Genomic DNA, 22,674 nt, shown 5'->3' with positions numbered 1-22,674 from the left:
GATCAAATACTTATTTGAATCTCATCTCTGAAGTGCTGATCATCTATTTCCGTTTCGATTATAATGGTCTCTCTGAGGTCTTCTACCCATGGTTCAGGATTAATATGTATGGGTAATCTAACATAGTGTTCTGGTTTTATTTCTCTAATTGGTTTCCACGAACCATCTTCTTGGTGGAACGCTTGGCCAATTTCAACTTGAATTCCAGACGGTGATTGGACGTTAATAGAAATATTGTCTGAATTGATTATTTGTTCTGAACTATTTTCTAGTCTAATCACAGCATCAGACCCAGACCGCCCTAACCGAGGGTATATTTCACCGCGTGTAGATTTTGTACTAATACTACTCATTCCATAGGACGGCCTAACTACTCTACTTAGTATAGAATCTGCTAAGGGATGTAGATTTCGGAAATATTTTGTACCCTATTAGATCCATGAATTCAACCAATCAATTAGTATTAGAGTTGAATAAGAGGATATCCGATAGAAATAATAGTTCTATAGGTCGTAAAATCCTAAAGGTTTATACTCATTAGATATAACTTCGACATATCGATGGGAGAGACGGGACCGAAGAAGAACGTACAAAAGATCTTAGAAGAGTACATAATTCCAAATAGTCATCTACTCACTATGGAAAGGATCCATCAAGGATTCTTCAATGAAGATCGAGAATTCACAACTTGGAACGCTGTTCGAGATGAGTACAAAACAAAGGAATGGACGGCAGACGAGGTCTCCGAATTCGCGAAGGTAGCAAAGAGGATTGTTGAGAGTGGTAGTTATCAAGTCCCGGAGACCTATTTTCACCTAAATCATCCGGATGAGTTCACCCTGTCTACGATAGAAGAGGAATTAGAGAGAACACCATATGACGATTCAAAAGAAGGGGAAGATCGAGAGGGCTTTGATTACGAATATAGCGAAAATGGAGTCCGAGGAAGATACGTTTATGCTGATGTCGACACCGAACTTTCTTACTCCGGAAATCTCAACTATATTGTCCAAGAGGGTGCAATAGAATTTAGTATGGATCCTGAGAAGGGACTCTTAATTCTTCACAGCACGAAGGTGACTGATGTACAAAAGATAAAATCAATAATGTCTGATAAAACCAATTTCGATATTAGCGTTTGTGGACCATTGACAAGCTATCCCCAAGAAGCTAAAGGGAAAGTATTAGAATTCTGTTCTACATTTCCAAATGAAGTGACTGAAGGTGAACCCTCAATATTGCAGATTAATGAACTCCGTTTCTATAATCCTAGAAGCGAGGAGGAAGAACAGAGCATTAAAAACATAAATTTCGAAGGAAGAGATATTGTAGATTTGCCGGAGGTTGAAAGCCAAAGAGAAGATGGACGGATTATCATTCGCGCTATTGCCGATCTAAACTATGACGACCATACCTATGAAATGACTGTTGCCGGTACAGGTACGATGGGTTATGCAAAATTAGATGGGGTAAGGAATTTCGAGCGAATAGAACCTCTGATGACCGATCTGAGAGAAAGATATTTAGAGCATTTGGCGTTTTGATTTTCACACTCGATCAATAGTGTATTCGTCCTTAAGATATTCCTCATACTCTGAATCTGTCTTCACTCCGAACCTCTCTTTACTAAGCTCATCTATTCGCTGAAGTTCTACTAAACGTACCGAGCGAGGTATTTCCATTACCTCTTTGCCATATTTATTATATATTATCGCAAATCCTTCATCATGTTCTTTCAGTGTTTGAATTACGCTCCACTCATCAGCTGCAGACATCACAGCATCAGGGATAGAGACAGTAGTAGAATCGCTGATTGTGACTTTTTCCTGTCTCTGTCTCATATTTGCAGCAGAAATTAACACATCGAACCTATGATCCCCGATTGATAATTCTGGACGTTCAATCCACTCATATGTGCCTGGTGGGTAGTGTTCCTCGTTTTCTCGATCTCGATTCGGGTTTGCGGTCTGGACGTGTTCATACTCGAGGTCTACCCAAAATAGATCCGCAACTTGTGATTCGCCAGGTGAAAGATCCATTTTGACCGGATTGACATCCTCCCATCGAGTATGATACTCTTGTTCAGATATGCTATTGCTTCCAAGCTTAACAACACAATCTTCCGCAACACCACGTCCTTCATTACGAAGAATGGCATGTACGCCTATACTATTTGTAGCCGACCCTGCAGACTTAATTGACCCAAATGTGTACCATTCCTTTGGGTATTTTGTTACTTTTACTTCAGATAAAACCACATACGGGTTCTTACAAATATTGTTCCATTCGATAATCAAGGCTGGCAACACACCAAGGAATGATCCGATAATTATTGGAGGTATTTTTCTAACTAATGCTACAAGAATAAACAACAATATCAAGACTGTAGGCAGAGAGATTGTTTTAAATATTTGGTATTTACTGCGCGACAATCCAAAGTGCTCACAGATTCGCCAAGGAATATTGCGCCAAATAACTGGATCTGGATCAAAAAGAAGAAGGATCTGGTACCAAGCTGCGAATCCAATACAGATAGCCCAGAACGCAATTACTGCTAGCAGAATAACGAAATATTCATTCTGTAATGATGGCGATATAGTATTGAAATATATGTGGATCCGTTGGTAAAATCCGATCATTCTTTATACGGTGTCTCTAACTGAAAGCATAATAATTCACTCGTTATTAATGTGACTACCGAGGTCGACTATCACGCATGACTCTTCACAATTGTCAATCCTATACTTTAGGGCCCCACAGTACTCATTGCCAGTACACAGGAAGGACATGACGATGAATAACAGCGAAGGTCCTCAAGAGACTGTAGAGAGAATAATTGAGGAATATATTCGGCCAAATTCGCATCTCCTCACCATGGAGCGTATTCATGAGGTATTCACTGGCGAGAAAATGTCTGCCAAATCTTGGTCTGAAATAAGACAGTTATATATGAGGAAGGATTGGACCGATGATAAGGTTCGAGAATTTGGAAAGGTGGCAAAGCAAATAGTTGAACAAGAATCTTATAGCCTTTCCGAGTCCTATTTCGATATTCATCAGGAGGACGTTTCAATAGCATCTATCGAGGAAGAATTATCAAATAACCCCTACCAATCTAATGCTTCTCGAAAAAACCGAAATGGATTTGAATACGTTGTAGAAAATGGCAAGATAAATGGTAGATACATATACACAGATGTGGATATAGATCTCTCATATTCTGGCGAAATAACACGAATGATATCCGAAGGTGCTATTGAATTTTCAATTTATCCTGAAGAAAATCTCCTTGTATTGAAGAGTACAAGCGTTGTTGATGTACAAAAGACAAAAGCCATCTTCGCCAAAGAAACAAGCTTTGATATCAGCGTATGTGGCCAATTAACTGCAGTCCCCGACCAAGCTACTGATAGAATCATTGAGTTCATAAATTCTTTTGACACGAATATTAGACCTGATAGCCCTGTTCCAACCCTAATATCAGTAACGGAAGTCGGACTCTATAACCCATCAACTAATGAAGAGGTGAATATCGAGGGGGCAATAATAGATGGCGGTGAACTCAGGAGTCATCCGCAGGTCAACACCCTATTAGAGAATGGATGTGAAATTGACAAAATATCAATAGAGGTTATGTTTAGGCAGTCTTCCTTCGAAGTTACAATTGCAGGTACCTCAATGATGGGATATGCAAGAATAGATGGTATCAAAGATCACCAGAGGGGCTTGCATCTTATGGATTATATTAGGGAGAAATATCTAACGTATATTCGGCCGATCGGATCTGCAGTTTGAATTTAAAATGGCTGAATCGACGGTGTTGGGTGATTCTCGACATCAAGCTCGCCATCGAGGTACCTCTGTCCTTCACAGGTGATTTCGTACATGTTGCTATCCTCAAAGATTGGAGCGACTAGCCCGACCTGAGAAAGCATCAGACATCGCTCCTCAACCCGCCCACGTGACGCAGTAAGTTTGACAGCTTGAGACATATGCCGCGGTGTCGACCAGGGATCCTCGGAGAGATGCTCGAGAATCCGTTCATCAAGCGTACACATCCAGCGAGCGGGTTTTCGGCTCATTAGGGTTGGGTGGTTCCACTGGCGCTTGGACCGTCTCTTGAGTCGCCGCCGTTGAGGTAGGTCTCGTTTTCGGCATCGTACTCTTCACGGAGGTAGGCTTCTCCTCTCTCCGTGATGACGTATGCACCGTTTCCAATCGGAGTCAGCATTCCATGCTCTGCGAGCTTTTTGCACCGTCGAGAGACATGTGCGTTCGAGACTCGGATGCTTTCACTATCGGTTAGTTCGCCAACTGTCGCTCCGTCGTTTTCGCGGAGGTACTCAAGGATGCGATCATCCCAGATCGTCATCCACGTCCCCGACTCTCTCATTACCTCCTCTTAGTACGACGTTCCCCTTTTTGTTTGGAATTATGCTTAATAGGGGCATCGCTCCATATCAGTTCCACCGTTACATATATGTAATTGGCGTTCTTTGGACTGACCACGGAGCTACCAAATCGGCTGAAGATGACTCTTGTTGGTATGTGAGACCGGGCGGCGCTGGCACGCCGCCCAGAAGGTAGCTCCGGAATCCACAATGAATTGCGGAACTCTCGTGGGGCGTGTACCCCACGCACGGCAAGAGGCATCGCCACCCAAAAGGTCTGACGCTCGGTGCGCCTGCGGCGCTCGAGCGGACGGCTACGACGCTCGGAGCAACGAACCGGCCTGTCACTCCTGTGCGTTTCTCCGAGCTGACGGTGGCCCTGCATCGAGCTCGCCTGAAGGTCGGCAGCAAGCGGACGAACTCGCCGAGGACTACGAAGCCGAGTCCGAGCTAGTGGCCGACGGCGGAACCTTCTGGGGAGAACTCTCCGGCTTCCAGCGAGACATCCTTGAGACGATCGCTGGGCTCGAGGCGGGCGGGATCGATCCCTACGGGCTCGCAATCGAAGAGGATCTCGAGGAGTACTACGGTGAGATCGGCCACAGCCGACTATACCAGAACCTCGATAGACTAACTGACGACGGATTCATCGATCGCGGCGAACTCGACGGGCGGACGAACAGCTACACGCTGACGCCCGAATCTGAGGCACTGCTCGAGGAAAGCGTTCACCGACGCGCGGATGCCTGTGGGATCGAGATCGCCGCGACCGACGAAGGTGACGAGGTGAACGATGAGCAACGACCCTGAAGCGGTCACCTGTCGAACCTGTGGCGGGCCCGCCCGACGGATCGCGTGGGGCGCAACGGAGGCGTCCTGCTACCGCTGTAGTGGGTGTCACGCTGGCGGGCACATCATCCGTACCGAAGACGGCAGAGAACTCCGGCGAGGCGGTGTCTTTCGTCAGCTCCGGAACTACGCGACACGGAGGGTCAGCGCATGAGCGACGATCTCGAGCCAATCTCTCCACGAGAGGCGGTCGATCTCTACGTCTCCCACCGCGAACTCGAGGTGAGCGCGAAGACCCTGCAGAACCACAAGTACCGACTCAACGCCTTCGTCGAGTGGTGTGACGAGGTCGGTATCGACAATCTCAACGACCTCACGGGCCGGGACCTCCACCGCTACCGAGTATGGCGACAGCAGGACGTGAACGTCGTCACCCTCCGCGGCCAGCTCGCAACGCTGCGTGTCTTTCTCGAGTTCTGCGCATCGATCGACGCCGTCGAACCGGGGATGCGCGAGCGGGTGAAACTACCGGATGTCGACCGCGGTGATGAAGCTCGCGACGAAATGGTCGATACCGAGCGTGCCCGGAAGATTATCGGCTATCTCGAGCGGTACAAGCGCGCGAGCCGAGAGCACGTGATCATGGCCATCCTCTGGCACACGGGGATCCGCCTCGGGAGTCTCCGAGCGGTCGACCTCGAGGACTACGAGCCCGAGGATCAATGCTTCTGGCTCCGTCACCGGCCGGATACCGACACACCGCTCAAGAATCAGGAACCAGCCGAGCGGGCGATCGCGCTGGACGACTACTACTGCGATGTCCTCGACGAGTACATCCGATTCCACCGGAACGATGTGACCGACGAGTACGGTCGCAAGCCACTCGTAACGAGTACGCAGGGTCGGCTGAGTTCCGGACAAATACGCTCGGAGGTGTATCGGCTTACGCAGCCCTGCATGATCGAGGACTGTCCGCACGGCCGCGAGCCGATGGGCTGTGAGGCAACGGAGTACGGCCACTACTCCCAGTGCCCGAGCAGTCTCTCGCCGCACACGATCCGGCGCGGGGCGATCACGCACCAGCTCCGCGAGGACATCCCTGAGAAAATCGTCAGCGACCGCTGTGACGTTTCCTCAGAAGTCCTCGAGCGCCACTACGACCGCCGTACAGACCGCGAGAAGATGGAACAACGACGTGACTTCATCGAAGATCTATAGATAGGAACATGACCCACGAACAAGCGGCTGAAAGCATCGACTCACGGATAGTCTTCAGAACACCCTCAAACGTGCGTATCCGGAAAGTAGAAGGACTGAAACGGCAAAACAGCGATGGACTCGCCGGGATTTGAACCCGGGGCCTCTCCCATGCCAAGGGAGTGATCTACCCCTGATCTACGAGCCCTCGTACGCATCCCACAGTTCCCGACGGGAGTAGATAAACCCCTCGAATTCCTCGAGACCCCGGTACGGACCCACATTCGAGCCGGCGAACTCCCGGACTGGCCTCGAGCGGAGCCGTTCGGAAACTCGGAAGCCGATTATTCTAGCACCGGTAAGTTACAGTACGGACATTATCCGGCTAGAAGCTACGGTTTCGAAACCACTGCGAGGGGCATGCGTTGCAATGCCCTGGGTGTGGCAGCACCCGGGGCGTAGCTTCCAAACACGAGCCGTTTGCAAGCCATGTCCAATTCACTCCACCGAGACATAACCGTCTCGCACGACAGCAGTATCGCCAGCGCCGTCCGCGCTCGAGCCAGCGACTGCTCCCCGACGGGATGTCACAATGACCGACGCCGAGTCGGACGGCCCCTCGAGCTGTTCGCCGTGTCCTCATTGTGACAGTCGGATGGTCACGGTCACGACTCGGGGGCCGATGACGATATCGGCGGGGCATGTGGCTGTCGACCCACGCCCCACGAAGCGCGGCAGTTGTGACCGACAGCGCGTGACGGGCAGCACGGACAGCGTTCCGAAGCAACGGGAGAGTGAGGTGGGGATTCTCGTGATGGGCATCGTGACCGAGACCGGAATCGGGGTCGTTTTGCGAACGCTTTTTGCGCATGCCGCGAGGAAAGCCGACGATGGCCGGCGACCAGGACCGAGAATCGAACCGAGACGAAGTCGCCCGACGCGAGGACGTACGCGACACCTACGACCGGATCGCGACTCACTTCGCGTCCACGCGGGAGTACGCCTGGCCCGAGGTCGAATCCTTCGTCGACGCCCACACGCGCGACGGCGTCGGTCTCGATCTCGGTTGTGGCAACTGCCGCCACGCCGAACTGCTGGCCGCCGACTGCGAGTCGGTCGTCGGCCTCGATGTCAGCCGCGGCCTGCTCGAGACGGGCCGGGACCGCGCTCGCGAGCGCGCGTTCGAGGTCGAGTTGATTCAGGGCGATGCGACAACGCTGCCGCTGGCCGAGAACAGTGTCGATATCGCAGTCTACGTTGCGACGCTTCATCACCTGCCGACCCGGGCGGCCCGGCGGGACAGCCTCGACGAACTCGCACGGGTGCTCTCCCCCGACGGCCGCGCGCTCGTCAGCGCGTGGTCGACCGCACACGACCGGTTCGACGCGACCGCGGGGTTCGATACGACGGTCGAGTGGACCCTCCCCGGCGGCGAACCGGTCGACCGATTCTATCACATCTACGCTCCCGACGAGTTCGAAGCCGACCTCACCGACAGCGGCCTCGCGCTCCGCGCGTCGGAACTCTCGAGTGGCAACTGTTATGCGACGGTCGCGGGCGCGGAACCGACCGGGTAGTCGAGTTCGAGCACGGGCCGCGGGCGACTCGAGACCCGGTCGCCGATCACCGTTCGCGAGCCGAGCGGAGCGCCGCTCGGCATGTCGTCTCTCCGCAGTAGGAATTGTGTTGCGTCTTGTTCCTAATCACCATGGAGAATGGGGATTGCTATTTTTAGCCCGCTGACGACGCTGTTTTTCGGCCGAGTACCAGTCAGTGAGAACGGGATGAAATGGAGTAAAACGTCCGGAATGGACGTTAATCGTCTGAAGAACGTCCAGCTTTTATGTACATCTCACCACCAGCCTCGGATGCGCTATGACGGACTTCACCCGACGTTCGGCGCTGAAGGTCGCAGGCGCATCGCTTGCCGCAGCTACCGTCCCCGCGACGGTTTCCGCCGCCGAATCCGACTGGACGGTCATCGAGACCCCGGTCGACACCACGCTCTACGATGTCGCGGCCACGGCCACGAACCCCCACGCGGTCGCGGGCGCTGGATTGGTCATCGAACGCACCGCCGACGGCTGGGAGGTCGTCCTGCAGGGCGGTCCCTCCGGCAACGGGAACGACCTCTATGGCGTCGACACCACCGACGACGGCGAACGACTCTGGATCGTCGGCTCGAGTGGTGCAGCCGGCGAGTACGACGTTACCACCGGCAACCTGATCGACCGCTCGGCACCCAATGACTTCACCGCGAACTTCAACGACATCTCCGTTACCGGTCCCGCAGGCGAGGCGGACGTGTACGTGGCCGACGACTCCGGCGCGATTCACTACAGCTTCGACAACGGCAAGGAAGGCACCTGGAACTACGAGGTGCCCGGCAGCGGCTCCGGGCTGAAGGCCATCGAGTTCTACGACACGCGCTCGGGCCACGTTATCGATACGAACGGCAAGGTCTTCGCCACCGACGACGGCGTCACCTGGGACCCGATCGGCATCGAAGACGCCGGCGTCGCCTACTACGGCCTCGATAGCGACGCGAAGGACGACGTCCGCGTTAGCGGCGGCAACGCGTCCGTCTTCACCTACGACGGGAGTCAGTGGGTCTCCGAGAGCCTCGGCGACGCCACCCTCTTCGACATCGAAACTGAGGGCGGCACCGGCTACACCGTCGGCAGCGGCGGTGCGATCTTCGAACTCGAGGGCGGCAAGTGGGCCCGGAACAAGACCCCGGTCGGCGAGAACCTGAAGGCTATCGCAACTGGCCCCGTCGATATCGCCGTCGGCTCCGCCGGCACGCTTCTCGAGCAGTAACGTCCAATATCGTCGTCGCGGCGATTACTCGCTTATCGCGGAGTGACCGATACCGACCGACCCGCTATTTTTCGGCGCGGCAACGGGACCGAGACGAAATCGCTAGCCGAGGATCGATCGGAAAAGGAAGAGCCTTAAACATGGAACGGAAAAACGGAGATGAGCGCGGATGGTCTAGTGGTAGGACCTGAGCCTTCCAAGCTCATGGCCCGGGTTCAAATCCCGGTCCGCGCATTGCTGTCGCGAGCAAATTCGCGAGCGACAGCAATCGGAAGCGGTGTTTAAATTAGATTTTCGATTGTGGTTGCGGTCCCATAGTGGTTCAAAACGGGATTTCGGCCGTTCTGTCGTGGAGGTCGACGGTCGCCGCGAAGACGGCCCCGAGGACGGTTCCAAACAGGAGGTGGCCGAACAGACTGCCCGCGACAGCCGACGTGAGGGCGTTGGCCCCGCCGCTACCGCCGAACGTGTCCATCCAGACGGGAAGCACGAGCAGCGGGAGGACAGCCCAGACGACGAGCCCGAAGACGAACCCGGCAGCGATCGTTCGAACGACGAGGCTGGTTCGGGCGAGTGCGTCCGTCTCGGCGTCGCTCCGGAGAATGCCGAGAAACAGGGGCCGCGTAATCAACAGGCCGAAGACGACCCCGAGACCGATCCCATGGGCGACGTGAATCCCCCAGCCGAGGGGTCCGACTGGCTCGAGGCCGTATATCGCGGGGATCGCGGCCGAGAGCACGTTCGGATCGAGCAGCCACATGACGATGCCGAAGGCGACCGCGCCGATCGTGCCGCCCAGTGCACCGCCGACGAGCCAGTCGGTGTGGCCGCTGAGTCCGGTTGCAGCCATCGTTTCGGAGTCGCCGCTCATCGTGCCATCGGTACCACGAACGGGTCCAAAAGGGTTGGTTACGTTAGCAGACCGGCATCTCAGGACGGATGGACGGTTCGATCCCGTGCATTGTAGTGGCTCGCTCGCGAAGCACTCCCGTGGAGTACGAACTGCTCGCGTGGCCACCGGACGGCCCCAAACTCCGACTCGATCACGAACGGTTCAGCTACGCCGGCAAGTTCGTCATGACGAACACGGGCAAGGCGGTGGCGCGGACGGCCGACGGCCGGCTCGTCGCGGCCGTCGCGTTCAACGCCGATCGGACCGACGAGGACACCTTGTGGCTGCGCTATGTGACCGTCGACCGCGAGCGCCGCGGCGAGGGGATCGGCCCTCGGCTCTGTCGGCTGGTTCGGGACCGCGCCGTCGAACGCGGCTACGAGCGACTCCGGATCGCCGTCAACAACCCCTTCGCCTACGAGGCGCTCTACCGGACCGGCTTCACCTACACCGGCGAGACGACCGGAATCGCCGAACTGATCCTCGAGTATCCGACGCCGGACGATCCCGAAACCGCGGCGTGGACCGATCGAGAGCGGTACCAAGCCGGTCTCGAGGAGTACCGCGATCGCGACCTCTCCGAAGCGGAGGAGCAGTTCCTCGAGTCGCGGGCAGGGTGCGATCCGCCGGAGATCGGCTGTGAGTGAGTGTATAGCGCGGCTACTGCAGTCGGATCCGATACAGCGCGGTGACCGCGACGGCGTGGGCCGTCCCCGTGACGGTCGCGCTGAGGACGGTCGCCAGCGTGGCTCCGACGGTCGTCGACGACGCGAGCCGCGAAACGCCGGTTAGTGCGTAGCCGACGTAGCCGAGGCCGACCAGTATCGCTAGAATGGTGCCGGGACTCGCAACCGCGTAGTCGAGGCTCTCGATCACGGCCGCGATGGGTCGTTTCCCGCCGACGACGATGATTGCGGGAGCGACGAACAGCCAGACGAGGAACGGAGCGAGCGTGAACAGCGCCACGAGTGCGAGTCCGACGCCAGCACTGGCCGGGTTCGACAGGAACAGCGCGCCGAACAGGACGCTATCGATGACGACGACGTACGCGACGAGCCAGGCGACCCGATCGAGCGGCGGCGTGAGCCCGTCCGTGTCGGCGTCCGCCAGCCACAGGCAGCCGGCGAACGCGACCGCCGTCGCGGCGCTTATCGCGACCTGCCAACCGACGAAGGAGACGAGAAACCGGGGTTTCATTCCGGTGAGAATCGCGGGACTCATCTCGACCGTCGGCTCGAGCCGCGGGACGAACGGCAGCGAGAGCCGGACCAGGCCGCCCTCGGGAAACGGGGCGAGGCCGACTGGATAGGGCGACTCGAGCCTGGCGACCGTGCTTGTGGCTCCGAGCGCGCCGGCGACGGCGAATGGGATGGCCAGCGATGGCCGCCCGCGGAGCAGGGCGAACGCGGTCGCGAGAATCGACCTGAGACCGGGACCGGCCCCGAGGTTCGAGACGAGTGGCTCCGAGTTCGTCTCGCCCTCGGTTACGGTGTCGGAATCGGAGTCGTCAGTCGCCATCGTCCCCGAGCCCGTAGAGCATCAGTGTCGTCCCAATAACGATACGGTCGCCGGCGACGATCGCCGGCGTCAGGGCGGCGCGTTCGATTTCGCCGCCGCCCGAGGTCCCGACTGTTTCCGTGAACGTCCACAGCCGTTCGCCGTCCGCCGTCGCGAGGGCGTGGAGGCCCGCACTGCCAGGGACGAGCAGGAGATCCCCGGCGACCGTCGGCGGCGGGTCCCCCTCGGTCAGGGTACTGCCGGGCGCGTCGTCGAGGGTTTCCGTCCACCGAACGGCGCCGTCCTCACGGTCGACGGCCGCGACGCCGATCGGGTCCGATCCCTCGTCCGCCTCGATCGTGCCGACGTGATAGATGGTCGTCTCGTCGACGGCGAGTCCGACGTGAGCGCCGCGGTCGAGCGGGCGAGTCCAGCCGCGATCCCCCGATGCCGCGTCGAGTTCGCGGATCCGAACCGCCCGTCCCGAGTCCGATTCCGTCCATCCGACGGTGTAGACCGTCCCGCCGCGTGCCGTCATGCTGTTGCCGGCCTCGACCCGCCACTCGAGCGTCCGTCCCTCGCCGACGGTCCACTGGCGAGTGCCGTCCACGAGGTCGAGTCCGACAAGCACCGGTCCGCCCAGGACGCGCCCTTTCACGACGACGGTCCCGGTTGTGGTGTCGACGACGTGGTCGATGGGAACGAGCGAGTACTCGTCGTCGGGGTTGGCGGCCGCGAGGGCGTATCGCCAGCACTCACTGCCGTCGTCGGGGGTGACGGCCGAAACGGTTCCCTGCGGATGGAGGCTAACGACGGTCCCGTCCGCGACGACCGGTGTACCGGACAGTGTCGCATCCGCACCGAATCCGCCGGGCGGTGCCACATCGACCCCCTCATCGTCGATCCACCAGCGAGCCAGATCATCGCCGAGTCCCGAGACGCTCTCGGGCCAGCCGTCAGGGTCGGCGGCGTAGCCGGCGATCACGCCACCGTAGGGGACGAGCAACACGCCGTCCCGGTAGACCGTCGTCGAGGCGAACGCCATCGGGCCGGCGCTCCGGCCGAAGCCACCGTAGGTATTGGAGACGTCACCGTCGCCGGTCTCCGCGTCGACGACGAACAGGCCGTTGGCTGACTGGCAGTAGACGGTCCCGTTCGCGACGACTGGCGGGAGCCACCCGGACGCACTGACCGAGCGTGACCAAGCGACCTCGACGCCGTCCCGTGGCAGGGTGGCGTCCGGGACGAACCGTGTCCGGCCCGGATCGCGGCCGTACATTCGCCAGTCGGCCTCGCTCGCGGCGGGCGTCCGATCGGCGCCGAGACAGCCCGCGCCCGCGCCGAGTAGCGTTCCGACGCCGGCGAGTACTGCTCGACGGCGAGGGCTCGAGGCGTTATTCATGTTATTAATTAGTGTATATTCATTTCGTAACCGGAATAAAGGTTCGTATCGACGCTGATCGACTCGGTACCGCAGGCGGCCGAAGCCAACGATTCAAATCCCGGTCGGCCCAATGAGCGGCCAATGGGAAACGCCGCACTTCGGGACATCGCCGTCATCGAGGAGATTCCCTTCGACGACATCGAGGGGACCGTCGCCGTCGACGCGCACAACTGGCTCTACCGCTATCTGACGACGACGGTCAAGTGGACCGACAGCGCGAAGTACACGACCGGCGACGGGACCGAGGTCGCCAATCTCGTGGGAATCGTACAGGGACTGCCCAAGTTCTTCGAACACGACATCACGCCGGTGATGGTCTTCGACGGCGGCCCCTCAGAGCTCAAGGACGACGAGATCGAATCCCGGCGCGAACAGCGCCGCAGCTACGAGGCACAACTCGAGACCGCTCGCGAGGAGGGCGACGCTGTCGCAATTGCCCAACTCGAGTCCCGAACCCAGCGGTTGACGCCGACGATCCAGGAAACCAGCCGCGACCTCCTCCGATTGCTCGACGTGCCGATCGTCGAAGCCCCGGCGGAGGGCGAGGCCCAGGCCGCCCACATGGTCAAACGGGGCGACGCCGACTACGTGGGGTCTGAGGACTACGACGCCCTGCTCTTTGGCTCGCCGCTGACGCTGCGCCAACTGACGAGCAAGGGTGACCCCGAACTGATGGATCTCGAGGCGACCCTCGCACAGCACGACCTGACCCTCGAGCAGCTCATCGACGCGGCGATCCTCATCGGGACCGACTTCAACGAGGGCGTCTCCGGCATCGGGCCGAAGACGGCGATTTCGGCGATCACCGAACACGGGGACCTCTGGAGCGCGCTCGAGGCGCGGGGCGACCACGTCGAACACGGCGACCGCGTCCGACAGCTGTTCCGGGACCCCGACGTGACCGACGACTACGAGTTCGAGTCGACCGTCGACCCGGATCTCGAGGCCGCGAAGTCGTACGTGACCGACGAGTGGGGCGTCGACGCCGGCGAGGTCGAACGCGGCTTCGAACGCATCGAGGAGAGCGTCACGCAGACGGGACTGGATCGCTGGACGTAGGCCCGTCCGCTGGTCGTCTCACGGCCGGCCGCGGGTCGCTGCTGACCGAGCGAGACTCGTTCGGCCGAATCGAGCGCGCTGGAACCGCTCCGGGACGAGTTCCCGATGGACGACGACGTACATGGGTCGGCGTATGGGCTCGAGCGCGATAGGTGTGTGCGGGATGACGGGAGGATGTCTTCAATCGAATTTGTGCCGAGGGCTGCCAAAGGCGGCCCGCAAAGCAAAACTCCGTCTCAGAACAAGTGGTCGTCTTCGTCCAACAGTCGAGCGGGACCGCCGACGTCCCAGACGGTGGTAGAAACGCCGCAGTCGGCGACGGCCTCCTCGACTTCCTCGGCGTGTTCCTCGGTGGTGTTGACGTAGACGCTGGCACCGGTGTCCGTCGAGAAGTAGACTGGAATGTCCTCCTCCTCGCGGAGTTCGCGGACTTTGTTGAAGATCGCGAGGGTGGCCGGCTGCCAGTAGACCCACCCCGAGGGGCCGGTCATGGTCGTCGCGGCCAGCGACAGCGAGTCGTGTTCGGCGCGTTCGAACACGCCCTCGAAATCGTCGTTGCGCAGGGAGTCGCGCATCTTCGCGATCTGTTCGTGGATGTGGGCGTTGCGGGCCTGGAACATGTGACTATCGGCGGCCTCGCGGTGGGCGTCGTCGGTGTCCTTGTGATACGGGACGAGGCCGACGATGATCTTGAGGTCCTCGTGGAGGTTCGAGGGGATCCGCTCGGAGCGACAGTCCTCGTCGTTCATCCCGGTACGGAGATGCGAGAAGGCACCGGTGACCGCTCGCGCAGCCGAGGCCGACCCGACCCGGGCGATCGTTGAGATTTCTCCCTTCGAGGCGTCGAGTTCGGCCGCCTCGGCCAGGGCCATCGCCGCGGCCGCAAAACCGGACGAGGACGATCCCAGCCCAACATTGGTCGGGAAGCTGTTCTCGCTCTCGAGGCGAACCGGATACACCGTGTGTGCGGCGTCGGACTTCGACCGGGCCTTCTCGACGACGGCCTCGACCCGCTCGTACGCGCGCCCGTCGAGCTCCTCGCCGTCAACGACGAAGGTGTCCTCGTCGTAGTCCATCGAGAACTCGACGGTCGTTCGCGTGTGGCTGGGGGCCGTACAGACGCTGATACTGTCGTGGTAGGGGAGTCGCTCGATATCGTCACGCATCCCGTGATACTTGACCAGCCCCTGAATGGGGTGGGCCATCGCCGTGGCTTTCATACGCACATAGGTGGTTGAAGCCCGCTTAAAGCTCACGGCATCCGGCCGACCGGCTTCGGGACCGGACACCGATTCGCGTCCGGAACGGCCACTGCCGGTGCCGTCTACGCCCGGCACTCGAGTCGCGGGCCGAACGCCGGGAGCGGATCGTGTCCGCCCGGCTGCGCTCCCGATCCGGAACCCGAACGCTAAACCGAACCGGTTCCCACCACCCTCCTATGGGAACTCCACACGAAACCACGCAGGCGCAGGCCGAGGCGGTCATCGATCGTCTCGAGGCGGCGTATCCCGACTCGGCGATCTCGCTGCGGTACTCGAATCGCCTCGAGTTACTGATCGCGGTGATCCTCTCGGCGCAGTGTACGGACGAGCGGGTGAACCAGGAGACGGAACACCTCTTCGAGAAATACGATGGAGCCGAGGACTACGCCAACGCGGAGCAGGACGAACTCGCCGCGGATCTGGACTCGATCACGTACTACAACAACAAGGCCAAATACATCCGTAGCGCCTGCGAGTCGATCCTCGAGGACCACGACGGCGAGGTACCGGATACGATGGCCGAACTGACCGATCTCTCGGGCGTCGGCCGGAAGACGGCGAACGTCGTCCTCCAGCACGGCCACGACATCGTCGAGGGGATCGTCGTCGACACGCACGTCCAGCGGCTCTCGCGTCGGCTCGGGCTGACCGAGGAGGAGTACCCCGACCGCATCGAGGCGGACCTGATGGAAATCGTGCCCGAAGACAGCTGGCAGGAATTTACGCACCTCTGCATCGATCACGGTCGAGCGACCTGTACGGCACAGAATCCCGACTGTCGCGACTGCGTGTTGGCGGATCTCTGCCCGTCTGCAAAGGGCGACAGCGAGATCGATCTGGCCTCCGGTGACCCTTGGTAACTGGCGGATCGCGGGGTGAGCGAACCGGTATTTCGATCCTACGCGCTCTCGAGTCGATCGTCCGGGACGGCCAGCATCGTGAGTGAGTCGGCGCGGGAGACGCTGACCTGCGAGCCGATGGTGACCGTCCCGACCGAGCGGCCGTCGACGACGAGGCTCGCGTCGCTCTCCTCGCGTTCGACCGCGAACGTCAGCGCAGCAGTTGGCAGGACCCACTGCCTGGTCTGGGTGACGAACGGGCCGATCGGGGCGACCGCGACGGCGTTGACGGCCGGCGAGAGCTGCGGGGCGTCGACCGCGCTCGCGTAGCCGTGGCTCCCCGCGGGCGTCGCCGCCACGACGCCGTCGGCACGAAAGGTCGCGACGTCCGACCCTCGATCCCGGAGGCTATACTCGGAGATTCGAGCGGGTTCGTCGGTGACGAGCGTCACGTCGAACAGGGCGCGCTCCCGGATCGCGGGCACGTCCCACTCGTCGCCGTCCGCTGACTCGAGGACGACCCCCAGAACGGGGCGTTTGCGGCGGACGGCACGCCCATCGAGGGCGGCCTCGATCGCGGCGGGAAGCCGCCGGCGGTCGACCGATTCGATCCCGGTAAGCGGGCCGACCGGGACCACGGGGGTGTCGACGCCGGCGCGAGCGACGGCCGACAGCGTCGCCTCGCCGCCCGTCACCAGCACCGACGGCTCCGCCGCGAGCACGGTCTCGAGCGTGCCGCTCGTGATCGTCCCGTCGACGTCGGCCACCACCGACTCGAGGGCCGTGTCGATTTCGATAGCGTCGATCGCATCCGTCTCGGGATCGACGACGCCGACGACGGGGGAGTCGTCCCCGTCCCACGCGGCATTCATGGCCGTCAGTTCACACGGCCCGCTCAAAAGCGTACGGTTGTCGATCGCGTGCCGGCGGTCGATCGCCCCGACTGCGTCTCAGTCGTCGTACGGCCAGTCGCCGGTGATCCGCATGCCTTCGGCGAGGTCCTGTGACTCGAGATCGGCCGCGATCTCCTCGTGATCGCGGCGGGCGACCGTCACGTCCTCGCGAGCGAGTGTCATGACGTAGTCGGTCAGGAGGATCGCCTGTTCGCGCAGGGTCCGGGGCTCGAGCTTCTCGATGGTGTCGGCGAAGGTATGCCCCCAGCCTCGCCCCGCGCCGTCCGACACCGACTTGACGTGACAGCCCGGGACGCCCCACTTGACGAACGACCAGTGATCGCTGTGGGGGCCGAGCTTGGGGACGATTCCGATCGGGTGATCGTACCGGTCCGCGACCTCGTTTGCGGCGTCGGCCAAGGCGTCGAACCCGTGGGTAACGATTGAGAGCGTCCGATCGCGGACGACCCCGTCGCTGTTGACGACCGCCTCGATCGCGTCGTGATCCGCCCGCTCGGCGTACCGCCTCGAGCCGAGGAGGCCGACCTCTTCCGCCCCGAAGCCGACGAACTCGACGCGAGTCTCGAGATCGTCCTCGCGGGCGGCGAGCGCGGTCGCGAGTTCGACGAGCATCGCGGTGCCGGCACCGTTGTCCATCGCCCCCTCCGCGATATCGTGGGCATCGACGTGGCTCGTCACGAGGACGCGCTCGTCGGTGTCGGGGCCGAGTTCAGCGTGGACGTTCTGGCTTTCCGCGGGCTGGATAGTGGCCTCGACGGAGACCGTGATCGACTTGCCGTCGAACCGACGGCCGAGCCGCGCGCCGACCTCGCTCGAGACGCCGACGGCCGGAATCGGACCGATCGGCTCGTCGTGCCAGCCGACGCTCCCGGTCGGCGGAAGACAGCCCTCGACGTGATTGCGGTAGACGAACCCCACCGCCCCCTGCTCGACCGCATGATGGTACTTCTCTCGGCGATGGATGTATCGGTCGTAGTAGTCCGGAACGTCGCTGCGAACCATGACGATCGCGTCCTCGACATCGGTCGCTTCGAAGTCGGCGGGGAGCCCGTAGCCGAGATCGATCAGCGGCGCAACGACGCGGTCGTCGGGACTGCGCGGCAGCGCGATGCAGTCCTGTGTCGTGTCGCCGGCCATAATCGCGCTGTCGTCCCGCGTCCAACCCTGTATCTCGAAGGAGTCGAGTCGGGCGTTTCGCGCGCCGGCATCGGCCAGCGCGTCCCGCGTCAGCTCCGCGGCCTCCCGTTCGCCCTCGCTGCCGGCCATCCGGTTGCCGATATCGACCAGTCCTTCGAGGTGATTCCAACCCGCATCGCTCCGAAAGACGGTTCCGATCCAGTCGGACATGAGTGGACCGTGGGCCGACGGGCTGGTAACTGTATCGCTCGCTCGGCTCGGCCCGCCGGACCCGATACGTTGGTTGGTACCACCCGTTGACACGACAAACTGCGAATCTTTTTTACCCCGCTCGCACTCGAATTCGATATGCGGGAGACGCTTGCCGACTGGCGGCCGGCCGTCGACGAGGCGATCGCCGACCTGGTCCCACGAGAGATCGACACCGACTACCTCGAGTCTTTCTTCGGGACGCCCACCTACGAGTACGATCCGACCGGTATCCAGCGTGCGTTAGCGACGCCGCTGTGGGATCTCCTCGACCGCGGCGGGAAACGGTGGCGCGCAGTGCTCTTTCTCGTCTTCGTCGAGGAATTCGGCGAGGACCCGGCGGAGTACTTGCCGTACGCCTGTATTCCGGAGATTCTGCACAATGGGACGATCATCGTCGACGACGTCGAAGACGGAGCGACGATCCGTCGCGGCGAGCCGGCACTCCACCGCGTCTACGGGCGCGATATTGCACTCAACGCCGGCAACGCGATGTACTTCTTACCTCTGAAGGTCCTCACACAGGACCCCGCCGGGCTTCCGGCCGACCGCCGACTGGCCGCCTACGAGATGCTGATGCACGAACTCAACCGCACGCACCTCGGGCAGGGGATGGACATCTGCTGGCACAACGAACGCGAGGTTCGAATCACCACCGACCAGTACCTCGAGATGTGTGCGTGTAAGACCGGCTGTCTCGGCCGGATCGTGGCCCGCCTCGCCGCGATCATCACCGACCAGCCACCCGAAGTCGAGCGGGCCGTCGCCGAGTACGCGGAACTGACCGCGGTCGCCTTCCAGATCGGCGACGACATCCTGGACATCGAGCACTCGCTCGGCCAGGCCGGCGAGTTCGGCAAGGAGTTCGGCAACGACATCCGCGAGGGCAAGACGACACTGATGGTCATCCACGCGATCCAGGAAAGCGAGCCCGAACGCGCCCGACGGCTACAGGAACTCCTCGAGGCCGAGGACAACACCGACGACGAAATTCTCGAGGCTCTCGAGATACTCGCAGCGGCCGGCAGTATCGAGTACGCTCGCGAGCAGGCCCTCGAGCTGGCGGCCCAGGCTCGCGGTGCGATCGACGGGCTGGACTTCGACGCCGAGACGACCCGGAAGTTGAACGAGTTCACGGAGTTCGTCATCGAACGCGACGAGTAGCGCGTCGCAGACATCAGATCGTTCGCGTGCTGGGCGTGTACAACGGGGTTTCAACGAAAAAGACGGACTATAGTCACAACTGAAACGAGTTACATACTGATCGCCACACCGTCCTGCGATCAGGTGTGCATTGACGTTCAGTTGCTACTATCGAACACGCGATGAGTCGCATCGAGGCGGTCTTCTTCGATTTCGACGGAACCCGCCTTCGAGACGAGCGACGATCAGCCGACAGTGCGCGGTCGGAATCGTGACGAACGCGCGCTCGAGTCGCTCAATGCGAGCCCTGCGACGTCCGTTCACGTCGGCGATGCGCTCGAATCGGACATCAAGGGTGGGACGAACGCAGGAGTCCGCACTGTCTGGGTGTCCGATAATAGCGATGGCGACGAACCCGCCCCCAACCGATCGGATCGAGCCGCTCGGTGGCTCGAAATTCGGTTTCTCGAGAGTGTTCCGAGAACCGAACGGTAGGGCCAGATACTATCCCCTCGACGTGGAACGCCGAGTATGGTCGACCACTCGAGGGGGATCGACGGCGATCGGACCGACGCCGCGAGACCGTGGCCGCTTCTCGTGGCCGTCGGGCTCGCCGGCTCAGAAGTCGGCATCATCGTCGGCCTCGTCCCGATCGCCGTCGCTGGGCTCGTGGTGTTCGCCGCGAGCGTCGCCGGGCTTTTAGCGGAGGCCGACTACGTCGACCAGCCGCTACCGGTCGCCGCCTCGCTCGGCACGGTCTTCGTCCTCATCGGTGTCGTTCTGGCCGTTCACGGAACCGGCACACTCACGATCGGCCTCCTCGAGCCGCTCTCTGGACTGACGAATCGCGGTACCGCGCTGGTCTTCGGCGGGCTCGTGACGATCGTCGGTGCTGGCCTGCTGCAGCGTCGACGGTCCCCACAGCGATAACATCGAATCGAACGAGCAGGAATGGGTTGGACGCCACCTCGAAACACCGCCACACTGTCACACGAATGAGCCGACGTGCCTTCGACGCCGAAATCACGCTCGACCTCGCAGTCAATCTGATCCCGTTCGCGATCATCGGCTTCTTCGTCGCCGTTTTTGCGGTCTTCAATCCGTGGGGGTTCGACCCGCTTCAGTCGACGATCCAATTTGCCATCCTGCTGGTGACGATGGGCGCGCTGGGGGTCGTGACCTGGTTTGCAGCCCGGGTGATCGAAACCGACGAACGGACGCGACACGAGACGTCCGAGACGGAAGTCGATCGGTAACTGCCAGCCGTCGGAATCAATTGAGTATGAGGACGAAGCCGGTCACCGACATCATGACTGCAATCCCGATCAACAGCAGCAAGCACAGCTCCTTTTCGGATAGTCGTCGGTGCAACACCAGCCCGTCGGACTCGGATTCATCGGTGCTCACGGGGATCACTGTCGGTGCTACACCGCAATCACGGAAGAACGTTTCCCGAGGTGTGACTCCCGTTCGTTCGGCGTTCGCCGCGTCCTTGTCGAACGGTCTCGTTCGGGTTCCGAAATACACGAACCCAGGCGAATAAGTCGTTCTCACTGACCAACGGTGTTCCTTTGTGTGTTGCTAGCGTATCGGTCGAACGGGTGGGATCGATGGAATACGTATACGCAGCCCTCATACTCCACGAAGCCGACAGCGAAATCTCCGAAGAGAACGTTCGCGACGTCTTGGAGGCTGCCACTGTCGAAATCGAGGAGTCCCGCGTACGAGCGCTCGTCGCCGCACTCGAGGATGTCGACATCGAGGACGCCATCGCAGACACCGCGTTCGGTGCGGGCGCGCCGGTGCCAGCGGACAGTGCTGCGGGAGCACCGGCAGAAGGGGCGGAGGAATCGGCCGAAGAGGAAGCAGCGGAGGCAGAACCCGAACCGGAGGAGGACGACGACGAGGACGAGACGACGGGCGAAGGCCTCGGCGAACTGTTCGGCTAACTCTGCCATCTTTTTCGCGAGCGATTCGATTCTGAACGGCGTCACGCCGCTGTAACGGCACCCATACGAGAGCCGATGCACAGGAGCGCGTACGGACGACCGTGTTCGACGACGAGCGGGTATCGGACCGCGGGCGATGGCCGGTCTCGGGCTGATCGTCGCGACTACCGCCGTCGGGAACTGCTCGGAGCGGCCCTATCCGTCCGAACCGCCCTCGAGCGGGTCACCGTCGCGAACCGAGCCTGCTGGTCGCCGGCGCGAAGTCGTCAGACCCGGCGGTGCTCGTGGCCGGTCGTGAGGCGGTCGTCGGCCCACTCGATATCGACGCGGTCGGCCGGCGCGTTCGACATGCCGTCGCGACTGACGATTTCGACGGTCCGGTTGCGTGCCTCCGGTGTGAACGGCGACGCGGCCATCACTCGCGCCACGTCGGCTCGCGGAATCGATCCGGAGAGGGACGCACCGCCCGTACCGACCACGACATCACCGCTCGGCGGCTCGGTCGTCAGTTTCCCGGGCCGGATGATCGTATATGCCAGTCCGGACCGGCGAAGCGCCGACTCCGCGTCGCGTTTGGCTCGTAACGAGCCACGAATCAGGAGTCGAGTCGGCAGCGGGAGCGCCCCCTTCGAGTTGCCGACGCCGATCGCACTCTCGAGGACGAAAAAGGACACGTCGGCCCCGATGGCGGCAGTGACGAGGTTGATGACCCCGGTTCGATCGACCAGTTTGCCGCCGATCACGTGGCGCGGTCCCGGCGGCGATCCGACCGCACAGTAGAGGATATCACAGTCTTCGACTGCCTCGACGGCGTCCGCCGATTCGAAGAAATCCGCGACGACCACCTCGTCGGCACCGTGGCGCTCGAGCGTGTCGACGGTAGCGTACGAGCGCGTGGTCGCGCGAACGGAGAGATCGGTCGGTCGGAGGACGGAGAGCAACTCCTCGCCGGTCGCCCCGCTGGCACCGGCGACGAGGACGCGGTCGGGTGTCGGTGAGTCAGTCATCGAGCGAGCTACCGTGCGGACACGGATAACGCTCACCAGCATTCGCGCGCGGCGACTGTCGGCCCGCCGTGACTGTGTGGCCGCG

At 60.6% G+C, this 22,674-nt stretch carries 25 protein-coding genes and 2 tRNA genes; 15 read left to right on the top strand and 12 right to left on the bottom strand.

Annotated elements, in window-relative coordinates; genetic code table 11:
• Positions 1–2: 2 nt before the first annotated feature.
• A complete protein-coding gene (locus FGF80_RS13550) occupies positions 3–281 on the bottom strand; it encodes a hypothetical protein (RefSeq protein WP_138654605.1) in 279 nt (92 codons plus the stop codon).
• Between the two features lie 279 nt (positions 282–560).
• On the opposite strand from FGF80_RS13550, the gene FGF80_RS13545 reads away from it, so the two are divergent.
• Complete coding sequence (locus FGF80_RS13545) at positions 561–1,544, top strand: hypothetical protein (protein ID WP_138654603.1); 984 nt, start codon at positions 561–563, stop codon at positions 1,542–1,544.
• A 3-nt stretch (positions 1,545–1,547) separates the two neighbouring features.
• Here the strand turns inward: FGF80_RS13545 and FGF80_RS13540 are convergent, their stop codons facing one another.
• Complete coding sequence (locus FGF80_RS13540) at positions 1,548–2,639, bottom strand: hypothetical protein (RefSeq protein WP_138654601.1); 1,092 nt, start codon at positions 2,637–2,639, stop codon at positions 1,548–1,550.
• Between the two features lie 154 nt (positions 2,640–2,793).
• Here FGF80_RS13540 and FGF80_RS13535 point away from each other — a divergent pair, with 154 nt between their 5' ends.
• Positions 2,794–3,795: a hypothetical protein gene (locus FGF80_RS13535; protein WP_138654599.1), complete on the top strand. Its 1,002-nt coding sequence runs from the start codon at positions 2,794–2,796 to the stop codon at positions 3,793–3,795.
• Positions 3,796–4,081: 286 nt separating this feature from the next.
• Here the strand turns inward: FGF80_RS13535 and FGF80_RS13525 are convergent, their stop codons facing one another.
• Positions 4,082–4,393: a winged helix-turn-helix domain-containing protein gene (locus tag FGF80_RS13525; RefSeq protein ID WP_049890508.1), complete on the bottom strand. Its 312-nt coding sequence runs from the start codon at positions 4,391–4,393 to the stop codon at positions 4,082–4,084.
• Positions 4,394–4,844: 451 nt separating this feature from the next.
• Here FGF80_RS13525 and FGF80_RS13520 point away from each other — a divergent pair, with 451 nt between their 5' ends.
• Together FGF80_RS13520 and FGF80_RS13510 are read left to right on the top strand one after the other, a co-directional pair.
• Positions 4,845–5,201 (top strand): helix-turn-helix transcriptional regulator, encoded by a 357-nt coding sequence (locus tag FGF80_RS13520; RefSeq protein WP_331250835.1) that lies wholly within the window; start codon positions 4,845–4,847, stop codon positions 5,199–5,201.
• Positions 5,202–5,390: 189 nt separating this feature from the next.
• Complete coding sequence (locus FGF80_RS13510) at positions 5,391–6,398, top strand: tyrosine-type recombinase/integrase (RefSeq protein ID WP_138654591.1); 1,008 nt, start codon at positions 5,391–5,393, stop codon at positions 6,396–6,398.
• 115 nt (positions 6,399–6,513) lie between these two features.
• On the opposite strand, the gene FGF80_RS13505 is transcribed toward FGF80_RS13510, so the two are convergent.
• Positions 6,514–6,585, bottom strand: a tRNA-Ala gene (locus FGF80_RS13505).
• Between the two features lie 682 nt (positions 6,586–7,267).
• On the opposite strand from FGF80_RS13505, the gene FGF80_RS13500 reads away from it, so the two are divergent.
• The 3 genes from FGF80_RS13500 (at position 7,268) to FGF80_RS13490 (ending at position 9,431) form a co-directional block, all read left to right on the top strand.
• Entirely contained in the window at positions 7,268–7,954 is a 687-nt protein-coding gene (locus tag FGF80_RS13500) for a class I SAM-dependent methyltransferase (RefSeq protein ID WP_138654589.1), read from the top strand.
• A 298-nt stretch (positions 7,955–8,252) separates the two neighbouring features.
• Positions 8,253–9,197, top strand: a complete 945-nt coding sequence (locus FGF80_RS13495; protein WP_138654587.1) for a beta propeller repeat protein — start codon at positions 8,253–8,255, stop codon at positions 9,195–9,197.
• Between the two features lie 163 nt (positions 9,198–9,360).
• Positions 9,361–9,431 (top strand) — tRNA-Gly (locus tag FGF80_RS13490).
• Positions 9,432–9,519: 88 nt separating this feature from the next.
• Here FGF80_RS13490 and FGF80_RS13485 read toward each other — a convergent pair.
• A complete protein-coding gene (locus tag FGF80_RS13485; protein ID WP_138654585.1) occupies positions 9,520–10,068 on the bottom strand; it encodes a DUF6789 family protein in 549 nt (182 codons plus the stop codon).
• A 119-nt stretch (positions 10,069–10,187) separates the two neighbouring features.
• Here FGF80_RS13485 and FGF80_RS13480 point away from each other — a divergent pair, with 119 nt between their 5' ends.
• Complete coding sequence (locus FGF80_RS13480; RefSeq protein ID WP_138654583.1) at positions 10,188–10,736, top strand: GNAT family N-acetyltransferase; 549 nt, start codon at positions 10,188–10,190, stop codon at positions 10,734–10,736.
• A gap of 13 nt (positions 10,737–10,749) precedes the next feature.
• On the opposite strand, the gene FGF80_RS13475 is transcribed toward FGF80_RS13480, so the two are convergent.
• Positions 10,750–11,607 (bottom strand): hypothetical protein, encoded by an 858-nt coding sequence (locus tag FGF80_RS13475; protein ID WP_138654581.1) that lies wholly within the window; start codon positions 11,605–11,607, stop codon positions 10,750–10,752.
• Positions 11,597–12,988: an outer membrane protein assembly factor BamB family protein gene (locus tag FGF80_RS13470; RefSeq protein WP_138654579.1), complete on the bottom strand. Its 1,392-nt coding sequence runs from the start codon at positions 12,986–12,988 to the stop codon at positions 11,597–11,599. Before FGF80_RS13470 ends, FGF80_RS13475 begins: the two co-directional genes overlap by 11 nt.
• Before the next feature lie 123 nt (positions 12,989–13,111).
• Between FGF80_RS13470 and fen the strand changes: the two genes are divergently transcribed.
• On the top strand, positions 13,112–14,089 hold the full coding sequence (fen, locus tag FGF80_RS13465; RefSeq protein ID WP_006185444.1) for a flap endonuclease-1: 978 nt from the start codon (positions 13,112–13,114) through the stop codon (positions 14,087–14,089).
• 236 nt (positions 14,090–14,325) lie between these two features.
• On the opposite strand, the gene mvaD is transcribed toward fen, so the two are convergent.
• Entirely contained in the window at positions 14,326–15,309 is a 984-nt protein-coding gene (gene mvaD, locus FGF80_RS13460; RefSeq protein WP_138654577.1) for a phosphomevalonate decarboxylase MvaD, read from the bottom strand.
• A 218-nt stretch (positions 15,310–15,527) separates the two neighbouring features.
• On the opposite strand from mvaD, the gene nth reads away from it, so the two are divergent.
• Positions 15,528–16,211, top strand: a complete 684-nt coding sequence (nth, locus tag FGF80_RS13455; RefSeq protein WP_138654574.1) for an endonuclease III — start codon at positions 15,528–15,530, stop codon at positions 16,209–16,211.
• Between the two features lie 38 nt (positions 16,212–16,249).
• Here nth and FGF80_RS13450 read toward each other — a convergent pair whose 3' ends face one another.
• Both FGF80_RS13450 and FGF80_RS13445 read right to left on the bottom strand, forming a co-directional pair.
• Positions 16,250–17,062: an NAD(+)/NADH kinase gene (locus FGF80_RS13450; RefSeq protein WP_138654571.1), complete on the bottom strand. Its 813-nt coding sequence runs from the start codon at positions 17,060–17,062 to the stop codon at positions 16,250–16,252.
• Positions 17,063–17,140: 78 nt separating this feature from the next.
• On the bottom strand, positions 17,141–18,451 hold the full coding sequence (locus FGF80_RS13445) for a M28 family peptidase (RefSeq protein ID WP_138654567.1): 1,311 nt from the start codon (positions 18,449–18,451) through the stop codon (positions 17,141–17,143).
• Between the two features lie 138 nt (positions 18,452–18,589).
• On the opposite strand from FGF80_RS13445, the gene FGF80_RS13440 reads away from it, so the two are divergent.
• From FGF80_RS13440 to FGF80_RS13425, 4 genes are all read left to right on the top strand, one after another.
• Positions 18,590–19,654 carry a polyprenyl synthetase family protein gene (locus tag FGF80_RS13440; RefSeq protein WP_006185439.1) on the top strand — a complete coding sequence of 355 codons (1,065 nt, stop codon included), beginning with the start codon at positions 18,590–18,592 and terminating at the stop codon, positions 19,652–19,654.
• Between the two features lie 234 nt (positions 19,655–19,888).
• Complete coding sequence (locus tag FGF80_RS13435) at positions 19,889–20,128, top strand: HAD hydrolase-like protein (protein ID WP_238705292.1); 240 nt, start codon at positions 19,889–19,891, stop codon at positions 20,126–20,128.
• Between the two features lie 36 nt (positions 20,129–20,164).
• The gene (locus tag FGF80_RS13430) at positions 20,165–20,563 is read left to right on the top strand and encodes a DUF7541 family protein (protein ID WP_138654564.1); all 399 of its coding nucleotides are present in this window, start codon (positions 20,165–20,167) and stop codon (positions 20,561–20,563) included.
• Between the two features lie 65 nt (positions 20,564–20,628).
• A complete protein-coding gene (locus FGF80_RS13425; RefSeq protein ID WP_049908046.1) occupies positions 20,629–20,889 on the top strand; it encodes a DUF6684 family protein in 261 nt (86 codons plus the stop codon).
• Positions 20,890–20,905: 16 nt separating this feature from the next.
• On the opposite strand, the gene FGF80_RS19265 is transcribed toward FGF80_RS13425, so the two are convergent.
• Complete coding sequence (locus FGF80_RS19265; protein WP_006185434.1) at positions 20,906–21,049, bottom strand: hypothetical protein; 144 nt, start codon at positions 21,047–21,049, stop codon at positions 20,906–20,908.
• A gap of 194 nt (positions 21,050–21,243) precedes the next feature.
• Here FGF80_RS19265 and rpl12p point away from each other — a divergent pair, with 194 nt between their 5' ends.
• A complete protein-coding gene (gene rpl12p / locus FGF80_RS13420) occupies positions 21,244–21,582 on the top strand; it encodes a 50S ribosomal protein P1 (protein ID WP_138654562.1) in 339 nt (112 codons plus the stop codon).
• Between the two features lie 266 nt (positions 21,583–21,848).
• Here rpl12p and FGF80_RS13415 read toward each other — a convergent pair whose 3' ends face one another.
• Complete coding sequence (locus tag FGF80_RS13415) at positions 21,849–22,589, bottom strand: NAD(P)-binding oxidoreductase (protein ID WP_138654557.1); 741 nt, start codon at positions 22,587–22,589, stop codon at positions 21,849–21,851.
• Positions 22,590–22,674 lie beyond the last annotated feature (85 nt).

Source organism: Natrinema pallidum, from assembly GCF_005890195.1.
In the GTDB taxonomy this organism is placed as follows: Archaea; Halobacteriota; Halobacteria; order Halobacteriales; family Natrialbaceae; genus Natrinema; species Natrinema pallidum.
The sequence above is the reverse complement of the archived record's forward strand: the minus strand, read 5'-3'. Positions and strand labels throughout refer to the sequence as shown.

Coding starts and splice junctions, on each gene's coding strand:
- FGF80_RS13545 (WP_138654603.1), top strand. CDS start 561: ATGGGAGAGACGGGACCGAAGAAGAACGTACAAAAGATCTTAGAAGAG.
- FGF80_RS13540 (WP_138654601.1), bottom strand. CDS start 2,639: ATGATCGGATTTTACCAACGGATCCACATATATTTCAATACTATATCG.
- FGF80_RS13535 (WP_138654599.1), top strand. CDS start 2,794: ATGAATAACAGCGAAGGTCCTCAAGAGACTGTAGAGAGAATAATTGAG.
- FGF80_RS13525 (WP_049890508.1), bottom strand. CDS start 4,393: ATGAGAGAGTCGGGGACGTGGATGACGATCTGGGATGATCGCATCCTT.
- FGF80_RS13510 (WP_138654591.1), top strand. CDS start 5,391: ATGAGCGACGATCTCGAGCCAATCTCTCCACGAGAGGCGGTCGATCTC.
- FGF80_RS13500 (WP_138654589.1), top strand. CDS start 7,268: ATGGCCGGCGACCAGGACCGAGAATCGAACCGAGACGAAGTCGCCCGA.
- FGF80_RS13495 (WP_138654587.1), top strand. CDS start 8,253: ATGACGGACTTCACCCGACGTTCGGCGCTGAAGGTCGCAGGCGCATCG.
- FGF80_RS13485 (WP_138654585.1), bottom strand. CDS start 10,068: ATGAGCGGCGACTCCGAAACGATGGCTGCAACCGGACTCAGCGGCCAC.
- FGF80_RS13475 (WP_138654581.1), bottom strand. CDS start 11,607: ATGGCGACTGACGACTCCGATTCCGACACCGTAACCGAGGGCGAGACG.
- FGF80_RS13470 (WP_138654579.1), bottom strand. CDS start 12,988: ATGAATAACGCCTCGAGCCCTCGCCGTCGAGCAGTACTCGCCGGCGTC.
- fen (WP_006185444.1), top strand. CDS start 13,112: ATGGGAAACGCCGCACTTCGGGACATCGCCGTCATCGAGGAGATTCCC.
- mvaD (WP_138654577.1), bottom strand. CDS start 15,309: ATGAAAGCCACGGCGATGGCCCACCCCATTCAGGGGCTGGTCAAGTAT.
- nth (WP_138654574.1), top strand. CDS start 15,528: ATGGGAACTCCACACGAAACCACGCAGGCGCAGGCCGAGGCGGTCATC.
- FGF80_RS13450 (WP_138654571.1), bottom strand. CDS start 17,062: ATGAATGCCGCGTGGGACGGGGACGACTCCCCCGTCGTCGGCGTCGTC.
- FGF80_RS13445 (WP_138654567.1), bottom strand. CDS start 18,451: ATGTCCGACTGGATCGGAACCGTCTTTCGGAGCGATGCGGGTTGGAAT.
- FGF80_RS13440 (WP_006185439.1), top strand. CDS start 18,590: ATGCGGGAGACGCTTGCCGACTGGCGGCCGGCCGTCGACGAGGCGATC.
- FGF80_RS13430 (WP_138654564.1), top strand. CDS start 20,165: ATGGTCGACCACTCGAGGGGGATCGACGGCGATCGGACCGACGCCGCG.
- FGF80_RS13425 (WP_049908046.1), top strand. CDS start 20,629: ATGAGCCGACGTGCCTTCGACGCCGAAATCACGCTCGACCTCGCAGTC.
- rpl12p (WP_138654562.1), top strand. CDS start 21,244: ATGGAATACGTATACGCAGCCCTCATACTCCACGAAGCCGACAGCGAA.
- FGF80_RS13415 (WP_138654557.1), bottom strand. CDS start 22,589: ATGACTGACTCACCGACACCCGACCGCGTCCTCGTCGCCGGTGCCAGC.